The organism is Lysinibacillus telephonicus, assembly GCF_003966145.1.
Classification (GTDB): domain Bacteria; phylum Bacillota; class Bacilli; order Bacillales_A; family Planococcaceae; genus Ureibacillus; species Ureibacillus telephonicus.
On record NZ_RXNR01000038.1, the window covers coordinates 1 to 17,384 of the forward strand.

At 36.5% G+C, this 17,384-nt stretch carries 15 protein-coding genes and 2 pseudogenes; 5 read left to right on the forward strand and 12 right to left on the reverse strand.

The annotated features are described in order from the left end of the window. The first annotated feature begins 430 nt into the window (after window positions 1-430). Window positions 431-772, forward strand: a complete 342-nt coding sequence (locus tag EKG35_RS13105; protein ID WP_185807753.1) for an avidin-fold protein — start codon at window positions 431-433, stop codon at window positions 770-772. A gap of 117 nt (window positions 773-889) precedes the next feature. Here the strand turns inward: EKG35_RS13105 and EKG35_RS13110 are convergent, their stop codons facing one another. The 6 genes and pseudogenes from EKG35_RS13110 to EKG35_RS13130 form a co-directional block, all read right to left on the reverse strand. Further along, the gene (locus EKG35_RS13110) at window positions 890-2,311 is read right to left on the reverse strand and encodes an NAD(P)-binding domain-containing protein (protein ID WP_126294926.1); all 1,422 of its coding nucleotides are present in this window, start codon (window positions 2,309-2,311) and stop codon (window positions 890-892) included. Between the two features lie 359 nt (window positions 2,312-2,670). Further along, window positions 2,671-3,027, reverse strand: coding sequence for a hydroxyisourate hydrolase (gene uraH, locus EKG35_RS13115; protein ID WP_126294928.1), 357 nt, complete (start codon window positions 3,025-3,027; stop codon window positions 2,671-2,673). A 12-nt stretch (window positions 3,028-3,039) separates the two neighbouring features. Continuing rightward, window positions 3,040-3,546 carry a 2-oxo-4-hydroxy-4-carboxy-5-ureidoimidazoline decarboxylase gene (uraD, locus tag EKG35_RS13120; protein ID WP_126294930.1) on the reverse strand — a complete coding sequence of 169 codons (507 nt, stop codon included), beginning with the start codon at window positions 3,544-3,546 and terminating at the stop codon, window positions 3,040-3,042. A 254-nt stretch (window positions 3,547-3,800) separates the two neighbouring features. Further along, window positions 3,801-3,896: a solute carrier family 23 protein gene (locus EKG35_RS21625; protein WP_421664544.1), complete on the reverse strand. Its 96-nt coding sequence runs from the start codon at window positions 3,894-3,896 to the stop codon at window positions 3,801-3,803. Window positions 3,897-4,126: 230 nt separating this feature from the next. Further along, window positions 4,127-4,336: pseudogene (locus EKG35_RS21630) on the reverse strand (helix-turn-helix domain-containing protein); the annotation flags it as partial. Between the two features lie 168 nt (window positions 4,337-4,504). Then, window positions 4,505-5,731, reverse strand: a pseudogene (locus tag EKG35_RS13130) (PucR family transcriptional regulator ligand-binding domain-containing protein); the annotation flags it as partial. Window positions 5,732-6,087: 356 nt separating this feature from the next. Here EKG35_RS13130 and allC point away from each other — a divergent pair. The 4 genes from allC to EKG35_RS13150 all read left to right on the forward strand — a co-directional run bounded on the left by allC (window position 6,088) and on the right by EKG35_RS13150 (window position 11,023). Next, the gene (gene allC, locus EKG35_RS13135; protein ID WP_126294933.1) at window positions 6,088-7,329 is read left to right on the forward strand and encodes an allantoate deiminase; all 1,242 of its coding nucleotides are present in this window, start codon (window positions 6,088-6,090) and stop codon (window positions 7,327-7,329) included. A 13-nt stretch (window positions 7,330-7,342) separates the two neighbouring features. After that, window positions 7,343-8,593 carry a pyridoxal-phosphate-dependent aminotransferase family protein gene (locus EKG35_RS13140; RefSeq protein WP_126294935.1) on the forward strand — a complete coding sequence of 417 codons (1,251 nt, stop codon included), beginning with the start codon at window positions 7,343-7,345 and terminating at the stop codon, window positions 8,591-8,593. Window positions 8,594-8,595: 2 nt separating this feature from the next. Continuing rightward, window positions 8,596-9,891 carry an allantoinase AllB gene (gene allB / locus EKG35_RS13145; RefSeq protein WP_126294936.1) on the forward strand — a complete coding sequence of 432 codons (1,296 nt, stop codon included), beginning with the start codon at window positions 8,596-8,598 and terminating at the stop codon, window positions 9,889-9,891. A 277-nt stretch (window positions 9,892-10,168) separates the two neighbouring features. Further along, window positions 10,169-11,023, forward strand: coding sequence for a ParA family protein (locus tag EKG35_RS13150; RefSeq protein WP_126294938.1), 855 nt, complete (start codon window positions 10,169-10,171; stop codon window positions 11,021-11,023). 81 nt (window positions 11,024-11,104) lie between these two features. Here the strand turns inward: EKG35_RS13150 and EKG35_RS13155 are convergent, their stop codons facing one another. The 6 genes from EKG35_RS13155 to EKG35_RS13180 are packed head-to-tail and all read right to left on the reverse strand — an operon-like array spanning window position 11,105 to window position 17,319. After that, on the reverse strand, window positions 11,105-12,142 hold the full coding sequence (locus EKG35_RS13155) for an ABC transporter ATP-binding protein (RefSeq protein ID WP_126294939.1): 1,038 nt from the start codon (window positions 12,140-12,142) through the stop codon (window positions 11,105-11,107). Beyond that, window positions 12,139-13,860: an ABC transporter permease gene (locus tag EKG35_RS13160; protein ID WP_126294940.1), complete on the reverse strand. Its 1,722-nt coding sequence runs from the start codon at window positions 13,858-13,860 to the stop codon at window positions 12,139-12,141. The genes EKG35_RS13155 and EKG35_RS13160 overlap by 4 nt, the downstream gene beginning before the upstream one ends. Window positions 13,861-13,863: 3 nt before the next feature. Next, window positions 13,864-14,904: an ABC transporter substrate-binding protein gene (locus EKG35_RS13165; RefSeq protein WP_246020365.1), complete on the reverse strand. Its 1,041-nt coding sequence runs from the start codon at window positions 14,902-14,904 to the stop codon at window positions 13,864-13,866. A gap of 1 nt (window position 14,905) precedes the next feature. Beyond that, window positions 14,906-15,691: a 5'/3'-nucleotidase SurE gene (gene surE / locus EKG35_RS13170; protein ID WP_126294947.1), complete on the reverse strand. Its 786-nt coding sequence runs from the start codon at window positions 15,689-15,691 to the stop codon at window positions 14,906-14,908. Then, complete coding sequence (locus EKG35_RS13175; RefSeq protein ID WP_126294949.1) at window positions 15,692-16,525, reverse strand: sugar phosphate isomerase/epimerase family protein; 834 nt, start codon at window positions 16,523-16,525, stop codon at window positions 15,692-15,694. Then, window positions 16,486-17,319, reverse strand: a complete 834-nt coding sequence (locus EKG35_RS13180) for a PHP domain-containing protein (RefSeq protein ID WP_126294951.1) — start codon at window positions 17,317-17,319, stop codon at window positions 16,486-16,488. Before EKG35_RS13180 ends, EKG35_RS13175 begins: the two co-directional genes overlap by 40 nt. Between the last annotated feature and the right edge of the window lie 65 nt (window positions 17,320-17,384).

The following is a 17,384-nucleotide window of genomic DNA, read 5'->3' on the forward strand; positions in this document are numbered from 1 at the left end:
GAAAAGTCTGAAAGTTCGTTACGAAACTTTGCGTTATTCATCTTAATTGAACCGCCGTATACGGAACCGTACGTACGGTGGTGTGAGAGGTCGGGAGTTAATCACTCCCTCCTACTCGATTAATTAAGCCCTTTTAAAAGAATATATTAATAAATATTTATTTAATTGAGAATAATAAAATATAATTGGAATATCATACATTTTATTACTTAATTAGGAAACTTAATAATGTAATAAATCTATATATTAATTGGGATAATTAGGGATTCTATCAGTAGTTTAATTACTAAAAACTCCAGAATAAATGCTAGTTTATTATTTTTTTAGAATACTTTTTTTGTTCAGCATAATGGATTTATTTGAGGAAAGAGACATGAATTTTCTTAGCGAATGGTATAATTAGTTAAAAATGTAGAAGGAAGGATATGAAATGATAAATTATAACGGTCGTAAATTTATTTCAATTGAAAATACAAGCAATGGAGAGGTATCTTCCAAAACTTTATTCGAATATACACAAGATGGAAATATCATCTCAGCTTCATATAGTGGAGGAGAGATTTTAAAGGGTACCTTAATTGGAATTGTAAGAGAAGATAGTTCCTTAGAATTTAGATATAACCATGTCAATGTGAAAAATGAAATTAGAGGCGGAAAATGTATTTCTACACCTGAAATCTTGCCAGATGGGCGAATCAAGTTATATGAAAATTGGAAATGGCTTGATACTGAAGAAACAGAGGGAAGCTCAATTATTGAGGAAGTAATTTAATAGTATTGAATATAAGACAGCTAGGCGATTGATTTTTATAGAAAATCAGTCGCTTTTTTAGCTATGTATTTTAAATCGAGCAATCCAGAAGGGGGACTGCCCGATTCTAAGAGGCTGTTAATTTGCAGGGATTTTAGCGTTTCCCGTAAATTCAATAATATTGTATTCATAGTAGTCTTTTAAAATTTCTTTTTTATCGTCTTGGAACAGTTCGTCTGCAATTGCTGAAATAAGTTTTGGAATCGCAAAGCGGATGCCTGATAGGGCGGAAGCAGATATACCACAGCTAATTAATGCTGAGTAGTTGAAGGCAAATAGTCCATATAATGCAGCCTTTCCTTCTTCACTATTTGGAACAAAAGCAAAGCCACGGGACAAATAAGGGTGTGCATCAATTAATGTATTCGCAATTTCGGGACTAGCTTTATAAACGTCGCCCCAACGAGTAATGTATTGCTCTACGGCTTTCAATTCTGGGCGTAACGCAGGGTCAGTAACAAGACCTGTGCTAATAATTAAATAATCAAAAATAAAGGTCTCATGTGGTGTGCGAACATAAGCACCTTCTTCTGTTTCCTTTACCTCTAGCCAAGGTGAATCAAGGTGCAACTCAAACCCTTCCGATGAACTTGCACGGTTAAATGTATCATTTGTCGGGGGTTGATTGATTTTAAAAAAGTGTGCCATTGCTGTATATTTTTCAGCATCGTTTAAAGTATGATAACGTTCGATAATGCCAGACTGCTCAAGGATACGCATTGGGTTGATCCTAACCATTTCTTTGCGTCGAACAAAAGTATGGACCTCTTTTGCACCCGTTGAAAGTGCAAAATTCGCGTTATCAAATGCGGATGCGCCGCCCCCAAGAATCCCGACTTTTTTCCCTTTAAGTGTTTCAAAATCTATTGCTTCTGAAGTATGTGCATATAGAGATTTAGGGAGAGCCTTTTTAATGATATCCGGCACATGCCATTCGCCGCCGCCTTGAATCCCGGTTGCAAGCACAACTTTACGAGTTAAAATGGAATTTGACTTTGCTCCGTTTCCTGATAAGTGCAGTCGATATAATTTTTCTCCAATTGGTTCGATTAATTCAACTTTTACCTCATTTTGAACAGGAAGTTCAAGCACTTCACGGTACCATTTTAAATAATTCATCCATTCTTCACGCGGAACTTTTTCCATACGATCCCAAGATTCCTGGCCATGCTGAGCAATCCACCAAGATTGGAACGTAAGGGAAGGTATTCCTAAGTCAATTGATGGAAGATGTTTTGGCGTTCTTAATGTTACCATTCGTGCATACGTAATCCATGGTCCTTCAATGCCAGCCGGATTTTCATCCAATATCGTAATGTTTGTAATACGTTCGCGTTTTAATCCAAAGGCAGTGCAAAGTCCGCTTTGACCTCCACCAACTATTGCAACGTCGTAAACATGTCCCTCAGTGTGTACAACAGGTTTCACCCAATCAGTTCCGATATGCGAAATATAAGAAAGGTCCCGTCTCACTTGCTCATTTAAATTCTCTAAACTCATATATCACATCTCCCTTTTGTTTTATGTAACTTTTTCTTACATGGATTTACAGATTTATCTTAACATTTAGAAAATTAACTTTCTTCATCGGTCCATCTAAAATTAAGACAATGTTTTGTGCGAACTGACTAATGAATCGATTAGTAAACGGAAGAATATCTTACATAATGAGTTAGTGTATAAAGGGTTATTGGAAGGTTGTTGCACATAAAAGGGCGTTCAGAAAGCAAAAAATTCTACTAAACTTCCTGTGCATAGTTAGTAATCACTTACTAAACTAAACAGCCTTATTCTTTGTGCAGTTAATACAATAATTGTTGATAAAATTCCGTCCAAAAAACTTTTTGGACGGACCCCTTTTAGCTGCCCCGGTATACTTGGTAGCCCCAAGGTGTAACGAGTAATGGTATGTGATAATGAGACGGGGTATCTGTCATATTAAAACGGATAGGGATAGTTGTTAAAAAGTTTGGAGTAGGGAGCTGTACTGACTTTTCCTTGAAGTATTGTTCTACATAAAAAACGAGCTCGTATGTGCCCGGTTTCCAAATTTCGTTTGTCACAAGCTGTTCATCAATACGTCCGTCGGCATTAGTAATCACCGTTTTTATGAGCTGTTTTGACTCGTCTTCTTGTTGAAAATATAGATCAATCTGTACATTTTGAGCGGGAGTGCCGTGATATAAGTCGAGAACATGTGTAGACAATGATGGCATGGATAGACCTCCTTATTCGAGATTTTCAATTATTGCATCGTATCGTATTTTTGCAATTTTATATATTTGTTGTAGTGCAGTTTGGAACTCTTGTTCAAAAGTAGAAGAAAGACGTTCCTTCATCGCAAGCAGAATATCATTTTTATCTTTTCCCGCTACCGCAATAATGAATGGAAAATTAAATTTTTCCATGTAGGCATTATTTAATTCTGAAAAAATGTCATATTCCTCAAGTGTAAGTGAATCTAGTCCTGCGCCACTCTGTTCACGTACAGAGGACTCGCTCATTTTAATCCGTTTACCAAGCTCTGGGTGTTCTTTAATTAGTGCAAGTTGTGCATCTTCTCCGCTTTGTTCCACAATTTGTTTCATTGTAGAGAAGGCTGCCTCAATTGACGAAAACGGACGGTTCGTCAAAGCTTTTTTTGCAATCCAAGGAGAATGCTCGAAAATTTCTCCGAAAGTTTTAATAAATTCTCCCTCAGTAAAACTATTCAACTTTTCTAAAGTTGCTGCCATTATTAATTGCCTCCTTGAGAGACCATGGATGTCTCTAGTATTTTATCTTTTTTCACTTTCTTAGAAACTTTAAATGAAAGAACTAGATTTAAGAAAATTGCAGTTATACTGCCTGTAATCAAGCTGTCGCCAACTAACATTTTTAGTCCTGGCAGACTTGAGAATGATTCTGGTATGACAGTAGTACCTAATCCTAGTGATACGGAACAAGTGACTACTAATAAGTTATTTTGATTAGAAAAATCAACTGTACTTTACATTTTAATTCCGGAAGAGATAATCATCCCATACATAACAACAGTAGCGCCGCCTAAAACGGATGTTGGAATAAGTGTGGCAAGTGCTGCGATTTAGGTATTAATCTAAGCGCCACTAATATAATTCCTGCTGCAATGTAGAGGCAGCTTTAGGTGCACTCATATGTTCATTCATAAAATTTCCTCCATAATTTCGCAAGATAATATAACTGTTCATGTAATTATTTATCACATAATAAAAAATATTCAGTCAATTGTCTTTAGTTGAAGTGGCTAATTCATTTAAGGACATTTAGGTAAAGTAACTGAATGTTTTTTGTTGCTTACGCATGCTGCTCAATAATTAAATGATTGCGAATCCGAAGTGCTAATCGGAGCTGGAGGGTTACTTCTGGATCTTTTAAGTCCTTCTGTAATAAATTGCCGCATTTCTCTATTCGATAAATAACTGTATTACGATGAACATATAGGCGTTTTGCTGTTTCGGAAATTTGGCAATGACATTCTAAATATTCATTCAATGTTTCGAATAAAATCATTTGCTCATCCTCAGGCAGTGTAGAAAATGCTTTAAACACCATTCGCTGATAATTCATCAAATCTGTTTGTGGAATCATTTGTAATAGTTCATTTATTTCTTTCTTTTTATAGAAGGAAATGACACGATTTCTGCTGCGCAATGTTAAAACTGTACTTTGTGCTTCTTTATAAGCACGTTGAATTTCAGAAAAGTTGTGTGTTTGATTACTTACTCCAAATATCATGTGCAAGTCGAAATATTGGTGTATAGAAGCTTCGAGCTCTGTAAAGAGTTCTGTTAAAAACAATGTATAGTCAGTATTTGTATCATGCAGTTCATATAGGAAAATTAGCTCGTTGTTTAATGTAAATGAATGAATTGGAATTCGTGTTGCCTGTAGAGCTTCCTCACAAAATTTATGGATTTGCTCAATCGTAAAATTAGGCTGGAATGTATACGAAGGTGTTTTTGTTGTTACATGTCCGATGATGCATAGATATCCTTGCTGGTATGGTAGTGCAAGCTCCTGTGACATCGCTTTTAAAACAATCAATGAATGACCTTCGTTTTCTAAGAAGTCGCGTAAATGTTGATTGCGTATATTTCGTTTTTGTTGTTGGAGCGCTTGCTCTTGCATAATGGCAAAAGATAGCACGTTAATTGCCTGATCAATGGTTAGGCGAGTAATGATGTCTTGTTCATCAATAAATCCTTTAATCATTAGGTAACAATATTTCTCAGTGTTAATATTAATTGGATATAAAGTGTATGCTTCTCGATCTTGCAATAAAGAAAATGTCCAGACCTTATTTGAAGAAATAGGGTATTGAAATCCGCTGCTAGCCATTTTTTGAATAGTACTTAATGCCGGAATATGCTGTTGTGCCGAGTACATTGAACGTAGAAAAGGGCTTATTAACTGAACTTCTCTTCCGATAAGAGAGGATAATTGGCGAACAAGTCTTGGTATTCCTTGACCATTTAAAATTAATAGAGTGAATTGTCGATGAATATCCATCGCATGTGTTAAAAGGGACGCTTCGCTTTGTAAAATTTTTTCTGTCATCAAAAAGTTAATTTGACCTAATGATAGATGCTCAGGTAATTCGATAAAAGGGACATGGAGCTGATTGGCAAGTTGTAAAATATCTTGTGGAATTTCATGTAAGAAACGATTTTTCTTAATGGCGATACCAGCACAACCAGTTGCGGCCATTTCACGAATTAACTCTTGGAAGAAGTTGTGATTATTCTTTAAATGATATGCTGTCGTAATAATTAACTCATTTTGCCGTAAATACGGGATGATATCTGGTGCATCCATCATAGTAATAGAACTAATTTGGCGATATTTACTCTCCTCACCAGCAACTAAAGAGATCGGTGCTAATTCCTTCTGGGATAACATTTGTAGAATATTCACAAGAAAACCTCCTTTTTGTAAAATGTCTAGCTACTTTGCCTAGTTCTTTAAGGTTTCAGTTTTCCTTTTGTGTAGGTACAAGGTGACTTCTTAATGGAAGTGTGAACTGCTTAGGAACTAAACAAGGTACTAGCGATTTTCTTTTTATGTTATAAAAGCTATCATAAAATACGCTAAAAAAATAGTGTGTTATAAAAACTTACATAAAATCGATGGAAAATATTCCTTTTTGTTTACATTAACTAAAATTGAGAAATTTTTTAACACAATTGCCGATGAAGTACAATACCGCTTTTTTTAAAATAGTTATACCGTAACTAACAGAAAAGGTGGTGTCATCTATGAATGAAGTCCATGCAACAATTAATGTAAATGAAATTCAAAAGCTGGTGGATTGGCTTGCAGTGTTCGGCGCAACAACTGAAGGTGGCGTGACCAGATTGCTATACTCAAAAGAGTGGGTCCAGGCACAGCAGTCTTTAAAGAAAAAAATGATAGATTGTGGAATGCAGGTTTATTTTGATAGCGTAGGGAATTTATTTGGAAGAATAGAAGGTTCACAAGAAAAAGACTCAGTTATATTGACTGGATCACATATTGATACAGTTGTACAAGGTGGAAAATATGATGGCGCCTATGGCATTCTTGCTAGTTTGCTGGCAGTAAAGCGTTTAGTCGAAAGCAATGGTCAGCCAAAAAAAACAATCGAAGTTGTGTCTCTATGTGAGGAGGAGGGGAGTCGTTTTCCGCTTACCTATTGGGGGTCGAAAAATATGATGGGCGACTATTCATTAAAAACAGTTGAAGAAACTACTGATAAAGAAGGAGTTTCATTTATTCAAGCAATGGAAGATGCAGGGTTTCCAATAAGCGCTTACAGTTCGAAAAAGCGGTCGGATATTAAACATTTTCTTGAAATTCATATTGAACAAGGTGCAGTGCTGGAAAATAATCAGTTAGATATTGGCCTGGTTAGTCATATTGTTGGTCAAAAACGATTTACGATTTCGTTAAATGGTCAAAGTAACCATGCAGGTACAACGCCAATGACAGAGCGAAAAGATGCGATGGTTTGTGCTGCTAATGCCATAAGTAAGCTAACAGCATTAGCGAAAACAACATCCTCATCATTGCGTGTAACAACAGGTCAGATTGTTGTAAAACCAAATGTTCCAAATGTGATTGCAGGAAATGTCCAATTTACATTAGATATTCGACATCATGAATCGGAGGTTTTAGAAGACTATTGCCACAAGGCCATGCAACTTGTGCGTACATTAGCGGAAAAAAGCGGGATTCAATTATCTGTTGAAAAATGGACGGATATTACCCCGGTTGGATTGGATACAGCATTACACGAATTAATGCGGGACAAAATTTCTTCAAAAGGGCTGAAATATACAACGATGGTGAGTGGTGCAGGTCATGATGCCCAAGTTTTTGGACAGCATTTGCCAACCACACTGCTTTTCGTACCGAGCAAGAATGGAATCAGTCATTCTCCACTTGAGTATACAAGTCCTGAGCATTTGGAAAATGGTGTATTAGTTTTAATGGATTATTTATATCGATTAGCTTATTAAGGAGTGAACTAGGATGAAATTTAAACAATTACAAACCCCTTCAAGAACAATCATGACACCTGGTCCTGTAGAAGTAGATCCGCGTGTTTTACAGGCAATGAGTACACCAATTTTAGGGCAGTTCGATCCAGCGTTTACAAATATCATGAATGAAGTAATGGAAATGCTTCGTTTATTATTCCAAACAAAAAATCAATGGGCCTTCCCAATTGATGGAACATCTCGTTCAGGCAATGAAGTGTTATTAGCGAGCTGCATTGAACCCGGCGATAAAGTGCTGGTACCCATTTTCGGCCGTTTCGGTCACCTTCTTGTTGAGATTTGCGAACGTTACGGTGCTGAGGTTCACACTATGGAATGTGAATGGGGGCATGTGTTTGATCAGCAAGATATTATTCATAAAATAAAAGATGTGCAGCCGAAAATAGTAGCAATTGTTCACGGAGAAACGTCTACAGGGTGTATGCAGCCGTTAGACGAAATAGGAAAAGTATGTCGAGAACAGGATGTATTACTCATAGTTGATGCTGTTGCTTCAATTGGCGGCGTAAATATCTCGGTCGATGATTGGTTTATTGATGGAATCGTAGGAGGTACTCAAAAATGTTTATCCGTTCCTTCGGGTATGGCACCAATAACATACAATAATCGAATAGAAGCAGTCATTCAAAAACGTAAAAAAGTAGAATATGGAATTGCTACGGCTGAAGAATTTACTCAAAAAAGAACAAACATGATTCGAAGCAACTACTTTGATTTAGCGATGATACAGGATTATTGGGGCCCTCGACGTTTGAATCATCATACTGAGGCAACGTCGATGCTTTATGCACTTCGCGAAGGATTAAGAATTGTTTTAGAAGAAGGATTAAATGAGCGTTTTGAACGACATAGCTATCACGAGGCGGCGCTTATAAAAGGGCTAGAAGCAATGGGATTATCAATTTTCGGAGATAAGTCTTGTAAACTGCCAACTGTTACATGCATCGTAGTTCCAGAGGGAATTGACAGTGACAATGTACGAAAGATGATGCTAGAACAATTTGGTGTGGAAATCGCATCTTCATTCGGACCGCTACAAGGGAAGATTTGGCGTATTGGTACAATGGGCTACAGCTGTCGGAAAGAAAATGTATTTGCAGTTTTACAAGCATTAGAGTCAGCACTAATTCGCAATGGTTTTGAACCAAATCGCGGAGAAGGAGTACAGGCAGCATTAGACTACTACGGGGCACCATCCTTCGTTGCAGTTAAGGAGGGGTAAACATGAGTATTGATTTGCTCTTGAAGGGTGGAACAATAGTTGAACCTCATCAAGTTTCAGTTTGTGACGTTGCTGTAAAGGATGGTGTCATTGTAAAAATCGCTCCTGTTATAGAGAATAATGGGGCACATGTTATTGAGTTGGAAGGGAAAATTGTACTGCCTGGTGCAATTGATGCCCACGTCCATTTTAATGAACCGGGAAACGTGGAATGGGAAGGGATTGCAACAGGATCGAGAATGCTTGCAGCGGGTGGTGCGACTTTATATTTTGATATGCCGCTTAATAGCAATCCACCGACAATCGATATCCCTTCATTGCAATTGAAGGAGGAATTAGCAGCCAAAAAATCAATAATTGATTATCGATTTTGGGGAGGACTTGTTCCCGAAAATATTGATAAATTAGAACAATTAGCTGAGCGTGGTGTTATAGGTTTTAAGGCATTTATTTCAAACTCCGGATTTGAACCTTTTCAGTCAGTAGATAATATGGAGCTGCTTACAGGTATGAAGGAAATTAGCCGTCTTGGGAAAATTTTAGCGTTGCATGCAGAAAGCGATGAAATGACATCTTTTCTTTCACAAAAGAAACTTGAACAAGGCAAGCTTACGCCAAAAGATTACTGTGAATCCCGACCGATCGCGGCAGAGATAGAAGCGGTGCAACGTGCCCTTTCTTACGCAGAAATCACAGGATGTGCCTTGCATTTTGTTCATATTAGCAGTCCTGAAGCTGTAAACATTATAAATGAAGCGAAGAATCGAGGGCTTAATGTGTCGCTTGAAACGTGCGCACATTATTTACTATTCAATGATGAAGCTTTTGAGTCGCATGGTGTTTATGCAAAATGTGCTCCCCCATTACGTGCTCCAAATGTACAGCGAAAGTTGGTGGAATTGGTTGTAGAAGGGAAAATAGATTTTATTACTTCTGATCATTCTCCATGTTCTCCAGACTTAAAGGATTTATCGAAGCGCAATTTCTTTGAGGCGTGGGGTGGTATTAACGGTGGTCAATTTACACTTCTTTCGGTGTTAGAGGTAGCTAAAGAATATCAGCTTTCATTAACGACTGTAGCAAAATTAACAGCTGAAGCACCTGCTGAGCGTTTTAAAATCACGAATAAAGGTAAAATTGCAGTAGGTTTTGATGCAGATTTTGCAATCGTTGAAGAGGCGCCGTTTATCGTGACAAAACAAAATAGCTATGCAAAACATAAAGATTCAATATATGAAAATCATGAATTTAAACATCGAATCCTCGCAACTTATTGTAGAGGGACTCAAGTGTTTTAATAGATCTGGTGAGCGAAAAAGTAGGGAGAGAACGCCTTTCCATAAGTTTGTTGGAAGGCGTTTTTTAGATGAGTGAAATGACAGGTAGAACGAATTAATATATTACCCCACACTTTTCGACGATTTCCAATATAATATTCCAAATTATTTCCCGAGAAATGTCTCTTTTTGCAACTGACTTCGAATAAATCATTAAAAACTCATTAATTAATAATGTTGAGGTCATAATATACATACTTTATTGAAAGGGAAGCTAAAGGTGAGAGGGGTGTAATGTTTGGGAATTGTAATACCGACAATAAATCTTAAAGGCGGCGTAGCGAAAACGACTACAACTGTGGGTCTTGCAGAAATGTTAACTTCTGAATTCAAGAAAAAGGTCCTACTCATTGACCTCGATCCACAAACCAATGCAACAACAATGTTAATTGGAGAAAATGCTTGGAAGAAATTAAATGATCAAGGGTATACATTAGCAACACTTTTTGAGGAAGTGTTAGAGCCTGACGATACAAAATTCATACTAGAAAAAACACTCCAAAAAAACGTATCTAACATTGCATCTGTTAAAAATTTAGATTTAATTCCATCAAGTTTGGATCTTATTAATGTTCAAGATGTTCTAGCAAAAATGCCAACTGGACCATTTTACGTAAATAACCCAATTGAAATATTAAAGAAAGCAATTCGACCCATTAAATTTAACTATGATTATATTTTAATCGACTGTCCTCCTAATTTGGGCATTATTACGCTAAACGGCATCCGCATCGCAAATGGCTATATTATCCCAACAATCCCTGACATTCTCTCTACATATGGCATTCCCCAAATTATAAATCGCGTTAATGAGTTTGCGAAAAATATGGATATGAAGATTGAAGCATTGGGCATTGTTATAACGAAATTTAAAGAAAATTCAAAGGTTCATAAAAATACGCTGGATAAGTTAATAAAGGAACTTGAAGTGCCGGTATTCAATTCGGTTTTTAAAGAAGATAATCAAATGGCAAGTGCTGCAGACTACACAATGCAACACGCAACGTTTAAACAAAAATGGGGGTATGATGGTCAGTTTGAAGCGTTTTACAATTTAGCAAATGAAATTATAGATAGGTATGAAGGAACGTAGTAAAATTTTATTTGGATATATATGATGAACAACAAAAACACAGGTCGGTTAACTGGAAAATAGTTAGCCGACCTTTCTATTTTATAAATTAGTTACATTCAAAGTAACATGATCCCCAATTTTAAGTGAGTTGTGAATGCCTGTAATGAAGTGAATTTCTTTCCCATTAACATTGACAATACAAGATACTTCCCTACCTTGGAATAATAGATTTTTTACTTCCCCGCATAGTCCATCTGAATCCTTTGATAATTGCAATTGCTCAGGTCTAACAGGACAAACTCCGGATTGCTTAAAAGAATCCGCAACATTCGGGTAATACCAACGAGTAGATGGTGAAGTGGAAGGGGAGAAATAATCTCCATTCCAGCTGCCTTCAATTAGATTCGCCTTACTAATAAACGATGCTACAAATTCGGTTTGTGGATAGAAATAAATTTCTTCCGGTGTTCCAATTTGTTCGATTAATCCGTCCTTCATAACAACTATTTTATCAGCCATTGCTAATGCTTCGCTTTGATCATGAGTTACATATACAATGGATGTTTTTATTTTTTGGTGGATTAATTGAATTTCGTTGCGAAGTTCGACCCGAAGTTTTGCATCTAGACTGCTCAACGGTTCGTCCATTAAAAGCAATGAAGGGGAGGCGCTTAATGCCCGGGCAATGGCAACGCGCTGTTTTTGTCCACCCGATAATTCACTTGGCATTCGATCAGCTAAATGACTTAAACCAACAATATTTAACATTTCAGTTACACGGGCTTCGCTATTTTTCTTAAGCTCCGGTCTAACAAAGCGGTGATGCTTCAATGGAAACATTACTTGTTCTTTAACTTTCATATGAGGCCATAATGCAAATGATTGAAATACAAGGCCTATATTTCTCTTCTCAGGAGGTAATGCATTAGTTTTCGATGCAACAATTTCTTGCTGCATTAAAATTTGCCCATCACTTGGGGTCTCAAATCCAGCAAGTAAACGTAATAAGGTCGTTTTACCGCAGCCTGATGGACCAACGATTGCAACAAATTCACCATCTTCAATCGTTAGATTAATTCCTTTTAATGCCTGAAAAGTGCCAAATTGTTTTTTTATTTCTATAAGTTCTGTTTTCATGAAGCTCTTACACTCCTTTGCCAAATATATATGATGCCGTACACAAGCGCTGCCAAAATGCCCATAAATAATAGTGTGATAACAGAGAAGGCAGTCGAGTAAGTCGTATAGCCAGCTTGTTCAAAATTGAAAATAATGACGCCAATTGTTTCAGATCCAGATGACCAAAGGAGAGAAGAAATCGTTAGTTCTGTTAATGTCGTTAAGAGAACTAAAATGCTTCCACTTAAAACGCTTGGTAAAATAAGCGGTAGTAAAATATATCTCCATTTACTCCAAGTACTAGCACCCGAAATATGTGCAGCTTCTTCTAAATCTACTGAAATTTGAGTAAATGCTGAAGAACTGCCACGTACTTGTAAAATCATAAATCGTGTTACATAAGCAATTAATAGAATCCAAATGGAACCGTAAATGCCGGGGTTCCATCCTGGAATGGGCTGCATCCATGTAAAAATCATTGCTAAAGCTAATACCATTCCTGGCAATGTATATGGAATACTAATTGAAACTTCTAACGCCTTTGTTAAAAAAGAGGGCTTGCGAATTCTAAAGTAGGCGACAAGCGTTCCAATTATAAGACATATGAGAGTGGTTAATCCTGCAAGTTTTAAACTATTTAATAGTGCAGTGGCCACTTTATCGTAATCGTATAAAAGATAATTAAAGTTATGAAGTGTAATATTTTCTAGTGTAAACGACAGTCCATATACTTTTAGCAAGGATGTTTTTAGCATCGATAATAATGGAACAATACTTACTCCAACTATAAACAGCCAAATGCTAAATTCAACGAACGGACGTGATTTACACAAGTAAAACCGTGGAGAATTATCAGCAGCAGCGGTTTCTGTTACTTTAGATTTGCGCAATAAAAACCATTGAATACCGGTTGCAAATAATGCAAAAACTGCTAGTAAAACAGAAAATGTTGCAGCTCGGGAAAATGCATTTTCTCCAAAGCCTATAACTTCCTGGTAAATGGCAGTACTTAAAATCGTTATATTAGATGGAATTCCTAAAAAAGCGGGAATTCCAAAGTTGTCCAAGTTTGATAAAAATGCAATCATTCCTCCACCTACAATACCGGGTAATGCCAATGGAACAGTAACGTGCCAAAAGGCTTTCAATTGTCCGCCTCCAGAAGCTCTTACAGCCCATTCAAGCTCACGTGGAATTTTTTTCAACACGTTTACGGTAAATAAATAAACGAGTGGATAGTGAGAAATACCAAGGACAAAAATAATGCCCCCCATAGAGTAAAGGTTAATATCAAATGCCTTTATATTGCCAACAAATTGTGTCCAAGCAATGGTAACAATATAAGAAGGAATAATAAAAGGGAGTAGTATAAATACTTGCATCAATTTTTTTAACCGGATATTTGTATAGGCCATTATCCAAGCTAAAGATACACCGACTATAAGCGATATGACAGTAGATCCAACTACGATTAGACAAGTATTTTTTATAACCGTCCATGTGTATTTTTCACTTAATATATTCGTATAGTTTTCAAACGAAAAGGAATCATTTGCTTGAAAGCTCATCAAAAATAATCGAATAACTGGAATAACAAAAACAATTAGAATGATAAGTAAGCTTAAATATAAATTTTTATTCTTAAAAAGCAGTGAAAACCATTCACTGCTTTTTTTCTTTGTATTTAATGACTTATAGCGATCTAATGTTTCATCATTAAATGAATTTCCCGTCATTTTTTACTCCCCAAACATCGTTTTAAATTGTTCTTTATCTGTTTCACGATTTGTAAAAAGCTCTGAAACATCTGCACTTAAGACATTCAGTTCACTTACACTCTTAAGGCCATTTGGAGCTTCCACATCAGTTCGAATTGGTGCATAGCCTAGACTAGCCGCTAATTCTTGACCTTCTTTAGATAACACAAAATCGATAAATGCTTGAGCAGCTTCTGGATCTTCAGCATCTTTCATAAGAGCGATTGGCTCTGTTATAACAGGTACACCTTCTTGAGGGTAAACCAACTCAATTGGAGAACCATCCTTTTTAGCATTGGTTACTAAATAATCCACAATAATCGCATAAGCTTGGTCGCCTGATTGAATCCCTTGTAATGCAGTTCCATTACCTTGTCCAACTGTTACACCATTTGATTTTAAGTTTTCATAAAAGTCCCATCCTAAACCATCAGTGCGCGTAAAAATTCCTAAGTTATACGCAGCGGCACCAGAGTAAAGAGGGCTAGGCATAATTGTTAAATCTTTTGTTTTTGCATCTGTCAAATCTGCCCATGAAGTAGGGGCTTCTTCAACTAGGTCTGTATTATAGGCTAAAACTGTTGCCATGATTTTCGTACCAACGTACATTTTATCTTCATCTACATATTGTTCTGGAATATTTTTAAGTTCAGGTGATTCATATGCTTCTAGTAAGTCTTGACTTTTTAAGTTTTCGAATGTCACTTCATCTGCTACTAGAAGTACATCTGCTTGTACATCTTTTGCTTCATTTTCTGCTAGAATTTTTCCGACTACTTCCTCTGTACCAGAACGGAAAGTATTAACTTTTACATCTGGATAAAGCTTATTAAACTCTTCTACTAGCGCAGTTGCATCTGTTTCTGGCTGTGAAGTATAGAAGGATACAGTTCCTTCTATTTCAGAAGTAGGAGATGTTGTATCTGTTTCCGTTTGCTCACTAGTCTCAGTAGATCCACAGGCAGCTAAGCTTAATGCAAGAACCGCTGAAGTCGGCACCATCCAAATTTTTTTAAAGTTCATTTTAATTCGCTCCTTTGTTATCAAATAGTTGACTTTTATAGGTTTCGATTAGTTCGTTTGCTGTAAAGCTGTATTGTATAGGTGTAATCGTAGCGTAGCCTTGTTTGATTAGCATAAAATCATAATCAATATAGTCGCTCGCAATGGTTGAGCGACGGTCTTTAAGCCAATAAAAAATTTGACCAAATGAATCGTCTATTGTGACATGTTTATACCGTTCTATAGAAAAATCTAAATCTGCAATTTTAAATCCTTTAAACTTGTCCAGTTCTACATATGGAAAATTAACGTTTAACAATACCTTGTTATTTAATGGCTTTTTAAAAATTTCACGCAAAAATTGAAAAAGCCATTTTTTACAGTTTGTAAAGTTTGTTTCCTGTGGGTTATATGAATCCAATGAAAGTGCAACAGATGGCAGGTTAAATAATTGGGCTTCCAGTGCTGCGCTTATGGTTCCTGAATAAAATACATCGCGGCCAATATTTGAACCCATATTTATACCTGCAAAGACAATATCAATTGGCTCTTTAATTAAGACTTCGAGTGCTAATTTTACACAATCTGATGGAGTTCCTGATATGCTCCAAGAAGTAACTTGGCTTGAATTAAATAGGTTTAATTCAGTTACTGAAATTGGCCTTCGCAATGTAATCGAATGACTAATTGCACTATTTTCAACATCTGGGCAAACTACGAAAACCTTTCCGAAGTTTTCCAGAACCTCCACTAATGCTTTTACACCTGGAGCAAAAATACCATCATCATTTGTTACTAAAAAATTCATTTAAGTAACTCCTTTTAGTTGTAGTAGGGAATTTGTTTGGAAATACTCTAAATGATCATAGAAAAACACATGATTCTTTGATGTATCTAGGCCTTCCAATACTACGGGTACTTTTAAAGAGTCAATCGTCTCCCATAATGAACAATCTAGCTGCAACTCTCCTTTTCCGAGTGGAACATGATAAGTAGTGTTTGTTGAGTCGCTAACATGAATTTTATCTACTTTTTGTAATGTTTTAAGTTCGTCAGCTATTGAAAAATGAAATGGGATATGAGCAATATCAAATGTTGTTTGAATACAGTCATCTGTAAAAGCTACTAAATCATTTATTTTCCGCGCTTCACAATAAATTTCCTTAGAGGCCGGCTCCATCAATTCCAAAGAAATATTTACACTGTATTTATCTGCTAAAGATGTAAGCTCATCAAGTGTATGAAGCATAATATTTCTATGATTTTGTTCCCAACGACCGTAAACTGTTAATTTTCCTGGATGCACGGTGATAGAAGGGATGCATAGCTTATTTGCGATACGTATGGAATTTTCTACTTCACGAATTGATTGATTGCGAATACCTGCATTGAGAGAGCATAAATTTAAATCCCAACTGTTGGCATGGATTGTTGCCTGCAGATGATAGGCATGTAATAAGTGCTGGATTTCATGTAAATTCCAGTCCTGAAATTGTAATTGCTCTACCCATATTTCGATTCCCTTTAAATTTTCTGCCTTTACTACTTTGCAAATATGTTCAAATGAATGTCCCCAAAAAAGAGTAGAGGATGCGAATAGATTCATTGCTGCACCTTCTTTTCTAACAATTGAGGAATCCATTTCATTAATTCTTCTTCTTCAAAAGGTACACTACCAATCATTTGAGGGTTTTTTGAAGTAAATCCATGAAAGTCGCTGCCTACACTCATATATAAATCATGTTGCTTAGCTACTTCATACCAATAGTTCATCGTTTGTTTTTTGTGTAAGGCATAGAAAACTTCAATGCCATCAATTCCTTCCTTCAAAATATTTTCAAATTCGAAATTGAAGCTGTAAATGCCGGGATGGGCTAAAAATGCAAGACCTCCTGCTTCATGGATTAAATCAATTGCTCCTTTAGAGGTTTTTCCTGCACGTTCTATATAAGCTGGGGCGCCTTTAATAAGTAATGTTTCATAAGCGTGTTTGGCTGTTGGAAACGCTCCAATAGCTACTAACTCATCTGCAATATGGGTGCGTACAATAATGCCGCCCTTTGCCCGTTGAAAACAGTTTTCCCACTTGATGGAAAATCCTAATTGTTGAAGCTTTTGAACAATTGACTTGCTCCAGTTTATTCGTTCATTTTTACGAAATTTGCAGTATTGTTTAAGTGCAGGGTATGTAGGGTCCAAGCCAAATCCTAAAATGTGTAATTCTCCATTTGGTCCATCCGTATTAAATTCCATTCCTACAAGCATCTTTGGCGATATTTGCAATGGATTCTTTGCAAGTTCAAAATATGCGTCCAGTGAATCATGATCTGCAATTGACATAATTTCAAGCTGTTGGTCAATTCCAAGCTGTAATATCTCACCAGGTGTCATTTCTCCATCTGAGCAAGTTGTATGCATATGCAAATCGATTTTCAACTTAAGCACCTCACTTTCATATCCAAACGTAATTGTACAGACGGATTGTAAATTTATTGAATGGA